Here is a 14,774-nt window from a genome sequence, read left to right as displayed (position 1 = left end):
TAGCGTATAAAGGCTGACCCATAAAAATAAGAGGCTCACATCAGTGAGCCTTTTCTATTAAATAGCAGTTTGTTGCAACGGAGACCAATTTACTGAAGCTTGCTTTTGCTGAATAAGCTGCTCAATCAGCTCACGTATTTTAGGTTCAGCATCAATAAACTTATTCATATTCGCGCCACCATTGCGCGCATCATAAATAGCCTCACCATCTAACCGTCCTTCATGGAAGACCTTAATTTCTGCGTAAACCATATATAATGCAAGATCCCAACGCCAATTAGCGGTATAAGTCGCTGTCCACTCACATTGCTGACTTGCATCTAACTGTTCAACAATGCGGTATTTAATTTGCTTCTCCGCTAGAATTTTTTCCATCTCTTGCAGAAAACCCTCTCGTACATCGGGGTTCTTCTGAATACAAACTTCAGCATCATTATTCACGTGTACCGGATCAACTCGCTGTTTGATTGAACAGGCGCTGGTTAATAGTAGAATTGACACTGCAACAAATAGTTTTTTCATGATAATCCTTATCTAGTATAAGACTCTGTTTATTCTTAATTTTTTAAGAAATATGAGCATATCAAGATAAAGGAAGATAGCAAGACGTCAGCAAGTCGCTTGCATTAGACCTTAATAAGATCTCTCAATTGCAGCACAGACGCGATTTCAATATGTGGCAGTTGCCTGTTGGCGATCGATTTCTCTGTAACGCCGAAGCCCGGGTTAAGCCATACAGCCTGACAACCGGCTTTCCTGGCGCCATCAACATCGCTTTTAGCGCTGTCGCCCACATGCAAAATACGCGATAAAGGTAGCGCTAATTTATCCGCCGCATGGGTAAACATATCGCTCGACGGCTTTTGCTTAAAGCCATGGCCGGGGTGCAGTACAAACTCAAATACCCCATCTAAACCAACGCGCTGATGATCAACATTGCCGTTAGTTATGCCAATTAATCGGTAACGGGCTTTAAGCGCATTGAGTAACTCAACCACCTCACTTGATACCTTGAAGTGACTACGATGCATCACAAAGTGCGCGAGCCCTGCTTGAGCCCCTGCTGTTGCCGTCTTAGCATCATAACCTAGCTCTAGCAGGCCACGCTCTAACATTAGCAGTCTTGCTAGCGTAGTATCATGTCGCAGCTTAGGAGACTCCTTAAACAAGGCGAGTTTGAGCTTGTGCCAATCAGCAAGCTGCCACAGCTTCGATTTAGGCCACTGCTGATGTAAAAATGCTTGCAGCGCGGATTCGGCCTGACGAATGATTGGGCGATTATCGTAAAGCGTATCGTCTAAGTCGAAGCTAATCGCGTCAAAGGCTTGTGGGCGAATAAAGATCTTCATGATCGGTTGCCTCTTTTTTTCGCTCTTGGGTGTGCACTGTCGTACACCTTAGCTAGATGCTGAAAATCGAGACTGGTATAAACCTGAGTCGTCGACAAGTTTGCATGACCTAACAGCTCTTGCACTGCACGCAGATCGGCACTGGATTCGAGCATATGGGTAGCAAACGAGTGACGTAATTTATGCGGGTGTACCTTAATGCCTATGGCTTGCTCTTGCCCCCACTTAGCCAAACGAGCCTGAATACTACGGTGAGCTAAACGTTTGCCTTTAGCGGTAACAAACAAGGCATCGTCTTCACAAGCGATGTCACGCTTAACCGCTAACCACTGAGTAATCGCGGCTAATGCCAACTTGCCTATGGGTACTATCCGCTCTTTACTGCCCTTACCTAACACTTTGACTTGCGCCTGTGAAAATTGAATATCGGCTGCATTAAGCGCAGCGAGCTCAGCAAGACGTAAACCCGACGAGTAAAATAGCTCCATTATGGCTTTATCGCGAAAACTTAACGGATCGTTAGCGTCGATATCAAGCAGGTGCGATATCGAGTCGACATCCATATTTTTTGGCAAAGGCTTGCCTTGCTTGGGTGCAGTAAGGCTTACAGCTGGGTTAACCTTTAACTGCTGTTCCTTAAGTAAAAAACCATAGAACTGTTTTAAAGAGGAGAGGGTTAACGATAAGGAACGCGGACTTAGACCCTTGCGGTGTAATTTAGCTAAAATCGCCTGTAAGGAGTCATGTTGCTGTGACAACCATGACTCCGTATCGTTAAATAGCTTCTCGACTCGCTTTAGCTCAAACAGGTAGTTACGCACTGTATAAGCCGAAACTTGACGCTCGGTGCGTAAGTAACGTTCAAACCCGCTCAACCAAGCTGAATTATCAGCCATAAAGCCTCGCTATTAGATTTTAGTCAGCTGGTGATCAAGTAACTGTTTAAGCTGAGACAGCAGAAGGTGGTCCATCTCAGGATGAAAGTGGCTAGGATCGTGGCTAGCAATCGCAAAAATAACCTGACCGCATTCTTTAGATAATCGAGACAGTGCGACCGAACCCACCTCGGTTCCAAATAGACGCTTTGACTCTTCATTAGTCAGGCGGCCAAAATAGTAACCAGAGCTGAGGCGTTTGCTCCAGATCTGCGATAGCTCGCTATCGATGTCATGCACGGTGATCAGCCTGACATGACTGAACTGAAACTGCTCTTTTAACCCATTAGACAAGACTTGCCGTAGATCGCCCATATCTTCACATTTTAGCAGTTGCATAGATAATGCACTGTTAAACATGTAGATCTGCTCATTACGTGATGCCATCGCTAGCAAAGCGGTGATCTCTTCTTCTAACTGAGCGACTCGTTGGCGTAACATCTCTTGCTTGCGCTCGACTAATGACACCGCCCCGCGCTCAACATGGGGAATTCGCATCGCTAGTAATAACTCTGGATAGCGGCTGAAAAAATCTGGGTTATCCAATAAGTATTCGCGGATGAGAATTTCATCGAAGGGAGGGGCCTTGTTCGAGTTATCTATCATTGTGCGATCTGCCCGTCATAAACATGCTCAGCAGGCCCTGTCATCCATAAAGGCTTGCCCTCGCCGTCCCAGTTAATCGTTAAACTGCCGCCAGGCAAGTCCACATGCACGTTGCGATCAAGTTTACCTTGCTCAATACCCACAACTACCGCCGCACAGGCTCCTGTTCCGCAAGCTAATGTTTCACCTGCGCCACGCTCATAAACTCTGAGCTTAATATGACCTGAGTTCACCACCTGCATAAAGCCAACATTCACACCTTTTGGAAAGCGCTCATGATTTGTCAACTCGGCGCCAATGGTATCGACATCGGCTGCGGCCACATCGTCAACTTCAATCACGCAATGGGGGTTACCCATAGACACTGCGCCACAAAGATAGGTGCCGCTCGATGCCAAAAGCAGATAGGTTTTCTCAACTTTCTTGGCGGTAAAAGGAATTTTGCTCGGCTCAAGTACGGGTATGCCCATATTAACCGTTACTTTACCGTCACGCTCAAGACGCAAAGTGATTTTACCCGAAGAGGTGCTCACGCGAATTTTGTGTTTGTGGGTCAAACCTTTATTACGCACAAAGCGTGCAAAACAACGGGCACCGTTGCCACACTGTTCAACTTCGCTGCCATCAGCATTAAAGATGCGATAATGAAAATCTAAATCGGGATCGTACGGAGGCTCAACCAGCAGTAACTGATCAAAACCAACGCCAAAATTCCGATCGGCTAAGCGCTTAATTTGATCTGGGGAGAAAAACACATTTTGTGTCACTCCATCAACGACCATAAAATCATTGCCTAACCCATGCATCTTAGTGAATTGGATCAAGGTGGACATCCTTAAAAAGTATCTGTAGCGCATGCTGTGGCATCCACTACATTAGTATTATTCTAGTTTACGGCAGGATCTGCTCACCTTGCCATAATTGAGCTAATTTTTCTCGCTCTCGAATCACATAAGCTTTGTCTGCATCCACCATCAGTTCTGCGGCACGTGGACGAGTATTGTAATTAGACGACATGGTAAAGCCGTAGGCTCCCGATGAGCGAATAGCCAAATAATCACCTGCGAGTATATTAAGCTGACGGTCTTTGCCTAAGAAGTCTCCCGTTTCACAAACCGGCCCAACAACGTCATAGCTTTGCGTCTCACCCGCACGTTCAATCACCGGGATAATCTTCTGCCATGCACTATAGAGAGACGGGCGAATAAGATCATTCATAGCGCCATCAACTAAGGCGAAACGTTTGTCACTGTTCTCTTTTAAGTAAAGCACTTGAGTAACAAAAATACCTGCGTTGGCAGCAATGGCTCGGCCAGGTTCAAAAATTAATTTAAGATCACGATCGCCTAATCGTTCTAATAAAGCAGCAGCGTACACATCTGGCTGAGGTGGCACTTCATCATCGTAGGTCACCCCCAGTCCACCGCCCACATCAAAGTGTTTAATGTCGATACCTTGCTCTGCTAAGCGATCGATTAACGCTAGCATACGATCCATCGCATCTAAAAACGGTTTAATTTCGGTTAACTGAGATCCGATATGGCAATCGACGCCCTTAACCTCTAGGCCTGGCAATTCATTGGCGCGGCTAAAGATAGCCTCAACCTCTTCCATTGCGATACCAAATTTATTCTCTTTTAGACCCGTAGAGATATAAGGGTGAGTACCCGCATCAACATCTGGATTCACTCGTAGTGAAACTGGCGCGACCTTGCCAAGGCGCAAAGCAACAAGATTAAGCTGCTCAAGTTCGGCTGCTGACTCGACATTAAAACAATAAATACCAAGATTCAGCGCCATCTCCATCTCTTCGACGGTTTTACCAACGCCGGAGAAAACCACTTTTGCAGGATCGCCACCGGCCTCGATGACGCGTAGCAGTTCACCGCCAGAGACAATATCAAAGCCACTGCCTAAACGTGCTAATACGTTAAGTACCGCAATGTTTGAGTTTGCCTTTACTGCATAGCAGATAAGGTGTGGATGATCGCTCACGGCATTGTCAAAGGCGTGCCAATGACGCTCTAAGGTTGCACGGGAATAAATATATAGTGGCGTTCCATGCTGCTTTGCGAGGTCGGCAACTTGGCATTGCTCCGCATAAAGCTCATCTGCTTGATATAAAAAATGATCCAATGTCTTTAGTCCTTTTTGCTTTGTTCGCTTTGCCCATGCTCTGCGTCAGACACCTGCTTATCAGTTGCCTGCTGATTAACGTCTTGCGGAGGCGCTCTAAATAACGCACTTTTCTGTCCACAACCTAAAAGCACTAGGCTACCAAGCCCTACTAGCAAAAACAGTCTCATTTTTTTCAACATCAGGTGACCCTTGTAGCAATAACACTACGGCTTGCTATACGGCGAAAATTGTAATCCTGATGTTTGCAGACAGCCCGCAATGCGTCAACCCTATAACGCATTTATATCAGGCCTTTCTTGCATAAATCCCTCGCTCAGTTAGCCATGTATTGACTAGGTTAATTAGGATAAATCACAACTTGACTGCACAAAGCGATGCTAATGCAAAATAATTCAACTTATCCCAAGTCTTTTATCTAGAGGGCAGCCCCACCAATAAGTTAGTAAAGAATTGAAAAGTAACGCATTAGCTGTATTAAATAATCGCTAGCATTACTTAGATAGTGATTAACCACACAATTAATGTGATTGGTAATCAGGCTATCGATTGGTAATATGTTTGTATTACCTAAATCTGAGGAATAATCAGCATGGCTATAACAGATTTCGAATTTCATCAATTGGTTGATGAAATATTTCAAACAATTGATAACGCGTTAGAAGTACTGATTGATGAGCAAGATGCGGATGTGGATGTCGATGGATCAGGTAATGTGCTGCAATTAGAATTTAATGGCACATCTAAGATTGTTATCAACAAACAAGAACCACTGCATGAAATTTGGTTGGCAACCCAGTTTGGCGGTTACCATTTCGCTTATGTTGACGGCAAATGGATGGATGAGCGTAATGGCAATGAGTTTATGCCTTTCGTGGTTGAGTCTATCTTCAAGCAAAGCGGCTTAAAGCTAGATATTTAACGCTTTAGTAGCAGAATGAGTCGTCATACTTCTCATTCTGCTATGTTTAACCGCCTAGTGCTCACTGCTAAAAATCGACTTCAGAAGACTCCAGCGTCACACCAAAAGGGACTGCAAGCAGCTCGCCTTTTACCCGATCTAATTTAAAAAACTGCGGCAGATTAAAATGCTCTTTTGCAAGTTGAGGATCTTCAAATGTGTGATAGTGACTCAACTTGTTCACTAACGCATTCACGTCTGTTCCCTCTTGTACATAGTGGTTTAGCTCGTTCATCTCATCTAAAATAAACACATCTAAACCTTCCTCTCTTTGGCGCAAGAAATACTGAATCGCACCTTTAGCCGCATAGTCTTGGATCACTGAAGGCACTTTGGCAAAAGGCTCGTCACCTAACGTTGGTCTGGGCAGCTCAAGTAATTTACGCTGAGATAGCTGTTGATAGAAAGATTTTGCATCACTTAAATTCTCGTAATGCATGCCACGATTATTGAAGAACAAACCGTAACGCAGCCGTCCGACCTGTAATGCATAACCTAAGGTCGTTGAGCTTTGCGCCTGACGGCTAAGTCGCACCGCTCTGTAAAGCAGGTTCTGCACAGTACGTTCTGTTTGCGATCGTAACTTGCTTGAACAGCTAATCACCTCCACCGAGACTGGCGCACTGGCCCGCTTCATACCCGGTGTCACGAACGACAAAGCATCTAAGATACTTTTTTCTCCCTCAAAATGATGACAATGCCATTCCCCCCAGCTGTTAAGGCTAATCACATCAATCGAGTCCACCATATTCAAATGCTGTCGACCAATCGAGAACACATTACTGTTCATATAGTCGACCATGATGTCTTGCCCTTGCCAACTCTCGGTAGGGTCACTATTGAAATTCAATAAAAACACCAGCTTGCTAAAATGCCACGGCTGGTAAAGTGCCATCTTAGACACTTTTGTCGATTGATTTACAATAAGTCCATCAAGCCGATGAGCCGCTTGAGTTAAGTAGGTCGATTTGCGCTTACTTTGCCTGACTTCATGCCACTGGGTTTTACTGTCTGCCACACCATTCAAACTAGCCCATACCAACAACTTAGCCTTACTTTTTGAATGGAATACTGCGCTATGCTCAAGGAAGTTTCTAGGATTAGGCGAACATCGGTAGAGGTAATATTGCTTATCTTGTTCACTATAGATAACAGATAAATGAGTCTCTAAAATCGAGTGACTCCACAGCGGATTAAGGCGCATGATCTGGTGAGCATCTTCACTAAAGTAGGTATGTAGCTTACGGGTTAGCAAGCCTAACTCTGAGATCCTTAAACTTTCACTTAATCTATGGATTGAAGCGAATTGCAGCAATGTTTGATAGCTACCTAGCATCAGTTCGTTAAGTTGCTCGTTAAACCATTGCAACTGACCACAGTGCCAATTCTCACAATTATCTAAGGTTTTCAGTAAGCTTTCAGACCAGTTCCAATCGGCAACTAATTTTTGCATTTTAAAGTAACGCCAATCGATCGCTTGATCATGCCGACTCAATTTAACGCCACATTTTAAGTAAAAACAACGCCGCGTGATTTCCAGTCGGCGGCCATCACCCCGTTTCTTTAGATAGCACTCTATCGATTCATATAGCAGATAATAAGCGTCATTAGCCGCCGAGAAATCCCCTTCTAATGTATGCTGCCAAATCCGCTCGCTCACTAACTGAGTATGGGGGTAATCACTGGCATACGCCTCCAGTAACAGCACTTTCAACAATGCTTTATGAGGCTTTTCAACCCCCTTGTAGAGCTGCCACAGCGAAGCCCCAAAATATTCACTCGCTGGCAGGGTATTGGCATCGCCTAATGAAAGTAATTGAGGAGACACTTTAGCATTGGGCCACCATGCAATAGGCTTACCCGCTAAACGAAATTGACTACGATAAAACTCTTCGAGTAGCAACCAATGTTGAGCACTACCACTGTGTTCATGCCCCATGCAATTGTATAAATCAGCCTGTTCGCCCTGCTCTCTAATAAATTGTTCTGGATGCACCAAATAGAAGTTCACTTCTAAATCAAATTTAGCGAACCACTGCGTCAATAATGCAGCTTTGCTAGCAAGTAACTCGCACTCATTTTTACTCAAAAGATCGCTATGTATTAGCCATACATCGATATCGCTTTGAGGGTTTTGGCCAAAGCTGGCTGTGCTGCCCATGCTGTAAACGCCCTCTATTTGAGGGCGTTTACTATTATTTGTGGCAGCGATATCAAGGTTGAGAGTTTCACAGGCTTCTTCAGTGTCTGAATCGGGCTGATAGTCAGCAATACCGCGAGGGGTTAGCGGTCCGTTATAACCGGGTAATTTAGGTAGGTGACTATGGAGCAAAAAAGGGATTAAGCGAAGAAGATGGCGCTTTAAAGGCGACAATAATGCAATAGCTCTGGCATACCTGATCACATCCAATCTCTTCGCGGCATGTTCGAGTCTAACAAGCTCTTCTGGCAAATGATTAACCCTAAATCGTAGATAACTACTCACTAATGTATATGGCAATTGTACAAGCAGCAAGTAAATGCGATCAAGATCACACTTTTTACCTGTGTAGAACTGGGTAGACTTCAAAGAATCAGCAGCAGAATGTTACATCTATATGCAGGCAATGTTAGCATTGGCGCAAATAAGTTCTAAGATGGAATATCGTGCATGTCTCAAAATCTGATCCGTATCGCAACACGTAAGAGCCCTCTTGCCATGTGGCAAGCCGAATTTGTGAAAGCTGAATTGGAAAAAATCCATGAAGGTCTCACTGTTGAATTACTGCCAATGAGCACCAAAGGTGACATCATCTTAGACACACCACTTGCAAAGGTTGGTGGTAAGGGCTTATTTGTAAAAGAACTTGAAGTCGCAATGCTAGAAGGCAAAGCCGATATAGCAGTTCACTCAATGAAAGATGTGCCAGTTGAATTCCCTGAAGGTCTAGGTCTTGAAGTGATTTGTGAGCGTGAAGATCCACGCGATGCATTCGTATCAAACACTTTTAAAACAATTGAAGATCTGCCACAAGGCGCAGTAGTGGGTACCTCTAGTCTACGTCGTCAGTGCCAAATTCGTGCTGCTCGTCCAGATCTTGTTATCAAAGATCTGCGCGGTAACGTCGGAACTCGTTTAGCAAAACTAGATGCCGGTAACTACGATGCCATTATTCTTGCTGCGGCAGGCCTTAAGCGTCTAAAGCTAGAAGAAAGAATCGCTAGTTTTATTTCTGCTGAACAATCTCTACCAGCAAACGGCCAAGGCGCTGTCGGTATTGAATGTCGTACCGACGATGCCCGTGTTAAAGCGCTACTTGCACCACTTGAGCACGCTGAAACGCGTATGCGCGTGACTGCAGAACGTGCAATGAATACTCGTCTTGAAGGCGGTTGCCAGGTACCAATTGGTGCATACGCAGAGATCGACGGTGACACGTTAAGCCTACGTGGTTTAGTGGGTAATCCAGATGGTAGTCAAATCATCACTGCCGCGTCTTCAGGCAATAAAGCCGATGCTGAAAAGCTAGGCGTTGCATTAGCAGAAGAGCTACTCGGCAAGGGTGCTAAAACCATTCTTGATGCTGTTTACGCTAACGCGTAATTATCATAAAAATGAAAGTCTTACTGACGCGTCCTGAAGGGCGCAATCAGTTGATGGCAGAGGCGTTAACTCAGCGCAACGTCTCTTATTTCATCACGCCCCTACTGAATGTTCAGCCCACTTCTAACCTCGATGCCCAGCAAATTGATATCACGCTAAAACGAGCCGATATCATCATTTTCATCAGCACTAATGCGGTTAGCTTTGCTTCTAAAACAATCAATAATCAATGGCCTGAATCGGCCCATTACCTTGCGGTTGGAGATGCTACTCATGCAGCCCTTAAGGATATAGGAATTGATGCAGAGCAAGCCCCCGAAGACTGTCAACAGACAGAAGGCTTACTCACCCTGTCCACGCTGACTCAGGTCAGTGGTAAAAATATCCTGATTGTTAGAGGCCAAGGCGGACGCGAAGATCTCGCCAACGAACTGAGTAAACGCCAAGCCCAACTGAATTACTGGGAAGTCTATAAACGCGGTTGCCCAGCGCTAGATACAAGATCCCTTTGCCAACAATGGCAAAGCTTCGGTATAGACACTATCATCATTACCAGCGGCGAAATACTCGATAACCTCATTAAAACAGTACCAAAAGAGCTATTTGCTTGGCTGCAAACTTGTCATATTATAGTGCCAAGCTCCCGAGTATATGAAAAAGCAAAAGCGTACGGCCTAGTGCAAATTAGTAATGCCACCGCCGCAAACACCAATGCAATGTTAACTGTGTTATCTCTAAAGTAATTCGCAGTTAATGTTAAGTTCATACTCGCTATTTCTGCAGCATCATAGCTTTCAAGGACTGTTAAATGGAAACCAAGAACACTGACGCCAACGCTTCAGAGCCGACTACCGAGCCAACTGCAGCAACACAGCCAGTTATCGAGGCGCAGTCAGAACCGCAAACAAATACAGACGAAAATACTGTTAATAAGCCTTCCTCTCAAAGCAAGCCGGCGCCTTGGGGTATTATCTTTACCCTCTTTTTACTATTGCTATTAGCCTTTGCTTCTATCGCTGGCGGTTACTACCTGTATCAACAGCTTCAAGCCCAAAAAGCAGAGTCTGCAGCGTTAAACCAAAAGCTTCAATCTGCACTGACGAAACCCAATCAGCGCATAGCGTCTTTAGAGCAGCAACAAAACCAATTCAAGTCTAGTGTTGACTCAACCCTGAAAAAGACACTTGAGCAGCAAACTCAGCTTGAAGAGCGCGTATCGATTATTGCTCAGCGTAATCCAAACCATTGGCGCGCCGAAGAGGCCAAATACCTGGTTAGGCTTGCAGGGCAAAAACTGTGGCTAGAAAAAGACCCTAGTACTGCTACCAGCCTGTTAAAAGCGGCAGATGAACGTATTAAGTCAATGCGTGATCCTTCACTAATGCCGCTAAGAAAAGCATTAGCTAAAGATATTGCAGTCGTTGCAGCCATTAAGAATACCGATATATCGGGCACCGTTTTAACCATAGATAACATCATAACAGGCCTAGATAAGCTGCCTTTGAATCGCGCAGAGACCCACTTCTCTGCCGAAGAGCTCAGCGATAATAAAGTCAGTGACTCGCTAGATGATTGGCAGTCTAACTTGGCTAAATCATGGCAGGCACTCATTGATGATTTCGTGATTATTCGAAAACGCACCACAGATGCAGCGCCATTACTTGAGCCTGATCAACAGTGGTATTTAGTTGAAAATATAAAGAATAAACTGCTCCAAGCTCAACTGGCCTTGTATCGCCAAGATCAGGTCAATTACCGTAATTCAATTAAGTTAGCCAGAAAATGGGTCTATCAGTACTTTGACCTTAAAGATCAACAAACAATTGATACCTTAGCCACTTTAGATGCACTGGAGACGTTGAAGATCCAAACAACGAATATAGAGCGTTTTGAAGCATCTAACCTGCTTAATCAATTAGTCACTTATGGCAACTTGATGACAGAGGAGGCGCAGTAATGGTTCGCGCTCTCGTCTACCTTATTATTATTTTACTAGGGCTTTGTATCAGCCCTTTTCTTGTTGGCAGTAAAGGCTATCTCTATCTGGCCATTGGTGATTATCAGGTCGAAACCAGTATCGTCTTCGCCATTATTGCGCTAATTATCTTTTACAGCTTGCTACAACTCGTTGAATTTGTTGTCGTATGGCTATTAAATTTAGTATTAAATAGTCGCTACCTCCCAGAAAGATGGCGTAAAAAAGCTGCACGTAAACACACATTATTAGGTGCACTAGCATTAGCTGAAGAAGATTGGCCTGCGGCAGAGAAAGCCATGGCTAAAGGGGCTGAAAAAGGTGAAATCCCAGCTTTAAATCTATTAGCTGCAGCCCGTGCAGCACATCATCAAGATAATCACCAAGCCCGTGATGAATACTTAGCAAAGGCGCAACTCGAACCCCTCGCAGTTAAAGCCGTCAGCACCACTCGGACTCGTTACTTATTACAGCAAGGCGATTTAGTCGCAGCAAGAGAGGAGTTAGATAAACTCAATCCGACCAGCAAGAGTAAGTTACCCATTCTCAAATTGGCTATTGAGCTTTATCAAGCACAACAAGATTGGCAAGCACTAAAATTACTGCTGCCAATCGTTAGTAAAAAGCACGTATTAGAAGATGATGCTTTTAACGCTTTATCGCTTAAAACGAATACGGCTTTACTCAGCCAGGCAGCTAAAGCCAATGAGCAAGAATTAGAAAAGTGCTGGCATTGGTTAACCCGTGGCGAAAGAAAGCAAGCAGAATATATTGCGCTATACGCAATAGGTTTGAGTCGTTTTGAACGTAAAGACGAAGCCGTCAAAATGTTACTCAAACAGGTAAAAGCATCGCCATCTGCATCAGTATTAAATGCGTTAGCACAAGTGCTCACGCCTAGCGACGTTGACGCTAAAAAGCAGTTATTGGCATTGGAGTCTAGCTATGAAAATAACGCCGATTACCAAGTCTGCTTAGCAAAGCTTTACCAGCAAAATCACGATTACCATCAAGCTAAGATCTGGTGGCAAAAAGCCTGTTACCTGCAAGATGACATCAGTAGCTTACATGCTCTAGCTGATGCACAGGAGCATTTAGGTGAACTTAACCGGGCGCTGCAAACCAGACGAAATGCAGCAAAGCTAATGTAACGCTTATACCTTTTTTAACTAAAGGCCGCATATTTTGCGGCCTTTTTTTATGTAGCAAAGCCCGCCAATTTACAAACTCTATTCTAAGTAATTGATAACAAGCCTATTCGCAGCATCATACGTAAATGTTGCTTAATCCTCCCCTTCCTCCTTGACTTCCCTAGATTTGACAACGGCTCAATGCAGTACAGAATTCATACTGTCAGTGCGCAAAAAAATGATTACTAAGTACTGATAATTCTTAATTTAACTCACGGATGAGAAGGTTAGAGTAACTTATGATGGATACATTCACTCCCAAGCAGGACGCCACGATTGTTAAGCTCTCTGGCTCTATAAGTGCAAAAAACAGCCAAGGCGAAATGGTTCCACTACGTGTCGGCGATACATTAAAACAAGATACAGCGCACAGTATATCAACAGGCACCACATTCACATTGCAATACAGTGATGGCACAACTGCGACCCAAGACGAATTAGCAGTTCCCCCTTCTACTAGCAACGAGAACGTACAGGCATCTGAACCAACTGAAGCTGCGCTCGATCCTGAAATCGCAGCCTTACAAGCTAAAATCCTGAGCGGTGAAGATCCGACAGAAAACTTACCTGACACAGCGGCAGGAGAGACGGCTCAAGCTGGCAATGAAGGCGGTGGCTATATTGCCGTTGGCCGAACGGGCGATGAAACTCTGGCTAATGCCGGGCATGATACTGCGGGCTTTGCGCAAGTAGAATTAACCCAGGTAGATGAATTACCTATTTTTCTAACAGAATTCGCACGGCCTCAGCTTTCAGCTCGTGCTGTGACGCTATATGAAAGGCATCTAGAACAAGGTTCAGAGCCCCAAGCGGCTTTGCTATCTCAAGCTGAAAGTGTATCTGTTAATGTTCAAGCGGGGATCCAATCTCTCAGCATTAATGGCATAGCCGTTTTTACTGATGGGAATTTTGTCGGGCCTGTATCAATCAGCACCCAATATGGTGTGTTAACTATTAGCAACTATGACGCTGTCAATTCAGTATTAACTTACAGCTACACCTTAGCTGCCACACTCGATCACTCCGATTCAGATACCTTATCCGAACTATTCCTATTGCAGCTAACTGATAATCAGGGAGTTCAAACCACAACCTTAGTCACTGCAAATGTTGTTGATGATGCCCCAAGTGGCTTAGATGACAGTAATGAAATCAGCCAAAATAATCTTGATGGTGTCACCGGCAATGTACTGCAAAACGATACCCTCGGTGCAGATTTAGCCACTGTAACTCAAGTAACCAACAGTGAAAACTCAAGCATTAACGTTGCAGGAAATACTCTAATATCGGGAGTTTATGGTTCACTAATTATTGCGGCTGACGGTAGTTATACCTATCAATTAAATAATCAGTTATCAGAGGTTCAATCTCTTGCTCAAGGCGAGCAACTCTTCGATACATTCAATTACCAACTAACCGATAGTGATAGTGACTCCATAGTCCAAGCACTTGTTATTACTATTACAGGTGAGAATGACGCACCTGAAATCACCTCATCCCTCGAAGATGCCCTAGGTAATGTTATTGAAGCGGGTGTCCTTATCGGTGGCAATATAGCAACTGCAGGTATCCCACAAACTAGCGGTACCCTATCAGCAGATGATGTTGATAACGGAGCCCTACTCACTTGGCAATTAAATGATGACCCTGTCACTCCCTACGGGACCTTCACACTCGATGGTTCTACTGGCGAATGGTCTTTTACCTTAGATAATGAACTTACGAATAGTTTGGCTTATGGCGATACAGAAACTGAAAGCTTTACCGTAACCGTTACCGATGAATTTGGTTTATCAGATACTCAAGTCGTCACCATCACCATTACCGGTACCAACGATATTCCAGAGTTAACAGTTGGCGTGTCTGGTAGTGTGACTGAGGATATGATTGATGTCGACCCAGATAGATTGGTGGCCACCGGCATCCTGACTGCAACCGATGTCGATAACAATGACGTACTCAGCCTCGACAGCAGTTATAACGACGATATCAATTGGCAAAATGGCGCCAATGCAACGCTATCAGCCCAACAAATCAGC

General features: G+C 44.5%; 14 protein-coding genes. 6 read left to right on the top strand and 8 right to left on the bottom strand.

The features are described 5' to 3' along the window. Positions 1-57: 57 nt before the first annotated feature. From ACVBIK_RS10445 to ACVBIK_RS10415, 7 genes are all read right to left on the bottom strand, one after another. Positions 58-522: an Sbal_3080 family lipoprotein gene (locus ACVBIK_RS10445; RefSeq protein WP_447162546.1), complete on the bottom strand. Its 465-nt coding sequence runs from the start codon at positions 520-522 to the stop codon at positions 58-60. Between the two features lie 104 nt (positions 523-626). Then, the gene (locus tag ACVBIK_RS10440; RefSeq protein ID WP_447162547.1) at positions 627-1,349 is read right to left on the bottom strand and encodes an HAD-IA family hydrolase; all 723 of its coding nucleotides are present in this window, start codon (positions 1,347-1,349) and stop codon (positions 627-629) included. Further along, complete coding sequence (gene xerC, locus ACVBIK_RS10435) at positions 1,346-2,245, bottom strand: tyrosine recombinase XerC (protein WP_447169625.1); 900 nt, start codon at positions 2,243-2,245, stop codon at positions 1,346-1,348. The genes ACVBIK_RS10440 and xerC overlap by 4 nt, the downstream gene beginning before the upstream one ends. 12 nt (positions 2,246-2,257) lie before the next feature. Continuing rightward, positions 2,258-2,890 (bottom strand): DUF484 family protein, encoded by a 633-nt coding sequence (locus ACVBIK_RS10430; RefSeq protein ID WP_447162549.1) that lies wholly within the window; start codon positions 2,888-2,890, stop codon positions 2,258-2,260. Then, complete coding sequence (dapF, locus tag ACVBIK_RS10425; RefSeq protein ID WP_447162550.1) at positions 2,887-3,714, bottom strand: diaminopimelate epimerase; 828 nt, start codon at positions 3,712-3,714, stop codon at positions 2,887-2,889. Before dapF ends, ACVBIK_RS10430 begins: the two co-directional genes overlap by 4 nt. 67 nt (positions 3,715-3,781) lie before the next feature. Next, entirely contained in the window at positions 3,782-5,026 is a 1,245-nt protein-coding gene (lysA, locus tag ACVBIK_RS10420; RefSeq protein WP_447164356.1) for a diaminopimelate decarboxylase, read from the bottom strand. Between the two features lie 5 nt (positions 5,027-5,031). Beyond that, on the bottom strand, positions 5,032-5,208 hold the full coding sequence (locus tag ACVBIK_RS10415) for a hypothetical protein (protein ID WP_447162552.1): 177 nt from the start codon (positions 5,206-5,208) through the stop codon (positions 5,032-5,034). Positions 5,209-5,618: 410 nt separating this feature from the next. On the opposite strand from ACVBIK_RS10415, the gene cyaY reads away from it, so the two are divergent. Continuing rightward, a complete protein-coding gene (cyaY, locus tag ACVBIK_RS10410; RefSeq protein WP_447162553.1) occupies positions 5,619-5,948 on the top strand; it encodes an iron donor protein CyaY in 330 nt (109 codons plus the stop codon). A gap of 67 nt (positions 5,949-6,015) precedes the next feature. Here cyaY and ACVBIK_RS10405 read toward each other — a convergent pair whose 3' ends face one another. Beyond that, a complete protein-coding gene (locus ACVBIK_RS10405; RefSeq protein WP_447162554.1) occupies positions 6,016-8,439 on the bottom strand; it encodes a class I adenylate cyclase in 2,424 nt (807 codons plus the stop codon). Positions 8,440-8,637: 198 nt separating this feature from the next. Between ACVBIK_RS10405 and hemC the strand changes: the two genes are divergently transcribed. The 5 genes from hemC to ACVBIK_RS10380 form a co-directional block, all read left to right on the top strand. Further along, positions 8,638-9,570 (top strand): hydroxymethylbilane synthase, encoded by a 933-nt coding sequence (gene hemC, locus ACVBIK_RS10400; protein ID WP_447162555.1) that lies wholly within the window; start codon positions 8,638-8,640, stop codon positions 9,568-9,570. Between the two features lie 11 nt (positions 9,571-9,581). Beyond that, positions 9,582-10,313, top strand: coding sequence for a uroporphyrinogen-III synthase (locus ACVBIK_RS10395; RefSeq protein WP_447169624.1), 732 nt, complete (start codon positions 9,582-9,584; stop codon positions 10,311-10,313). Positions 10,314-10,378: 65 nt separating this feature from the next. Further along, positions 10,379-11,527, top strand: coding sequence for a uroporphyrinogen-III C-methyltransferase (locus ACVBIK_RS10390; protein ID WP_447162557.1), 1,149 nt, complete (start codon positions 10,379-10,381; stop codon positions 11,525-11,527). Then, positions 11,527-12,696 (top strand): heme biosynthesis HemY N-terminal domain-containing protein, encoded by a 1,170-nt coding sequence (locus ACVBIK_RS10385; protein ID WP_447162558.1) that lies wholly within the window; start codon positions 11,527-11,529, stop codon positions 12,694-12,696. The genes ACVBIK_RS10390 and ACVBIK_RS10385 overlap by 1 nt, the downstream gene beginning before the upstream one ends. 278 nt (positions 12,697-12,974) lie before the next feature. Next, a partial coding sequence (locus ACVBIK_RS10380) for a retention module-containing protein (protein WP_447169623.1) occupies positions 12,975-14,774 on the top strand: 1,800 nt, incomplete at its 3' end.

The organism is Shewanella sp. 125m-1, from assembly GCF_052977065.1.
Note: the sequence above shows the minus strand (reverse complement) of the source record. Positions and strands in the feature narration are given on the sequence as shown.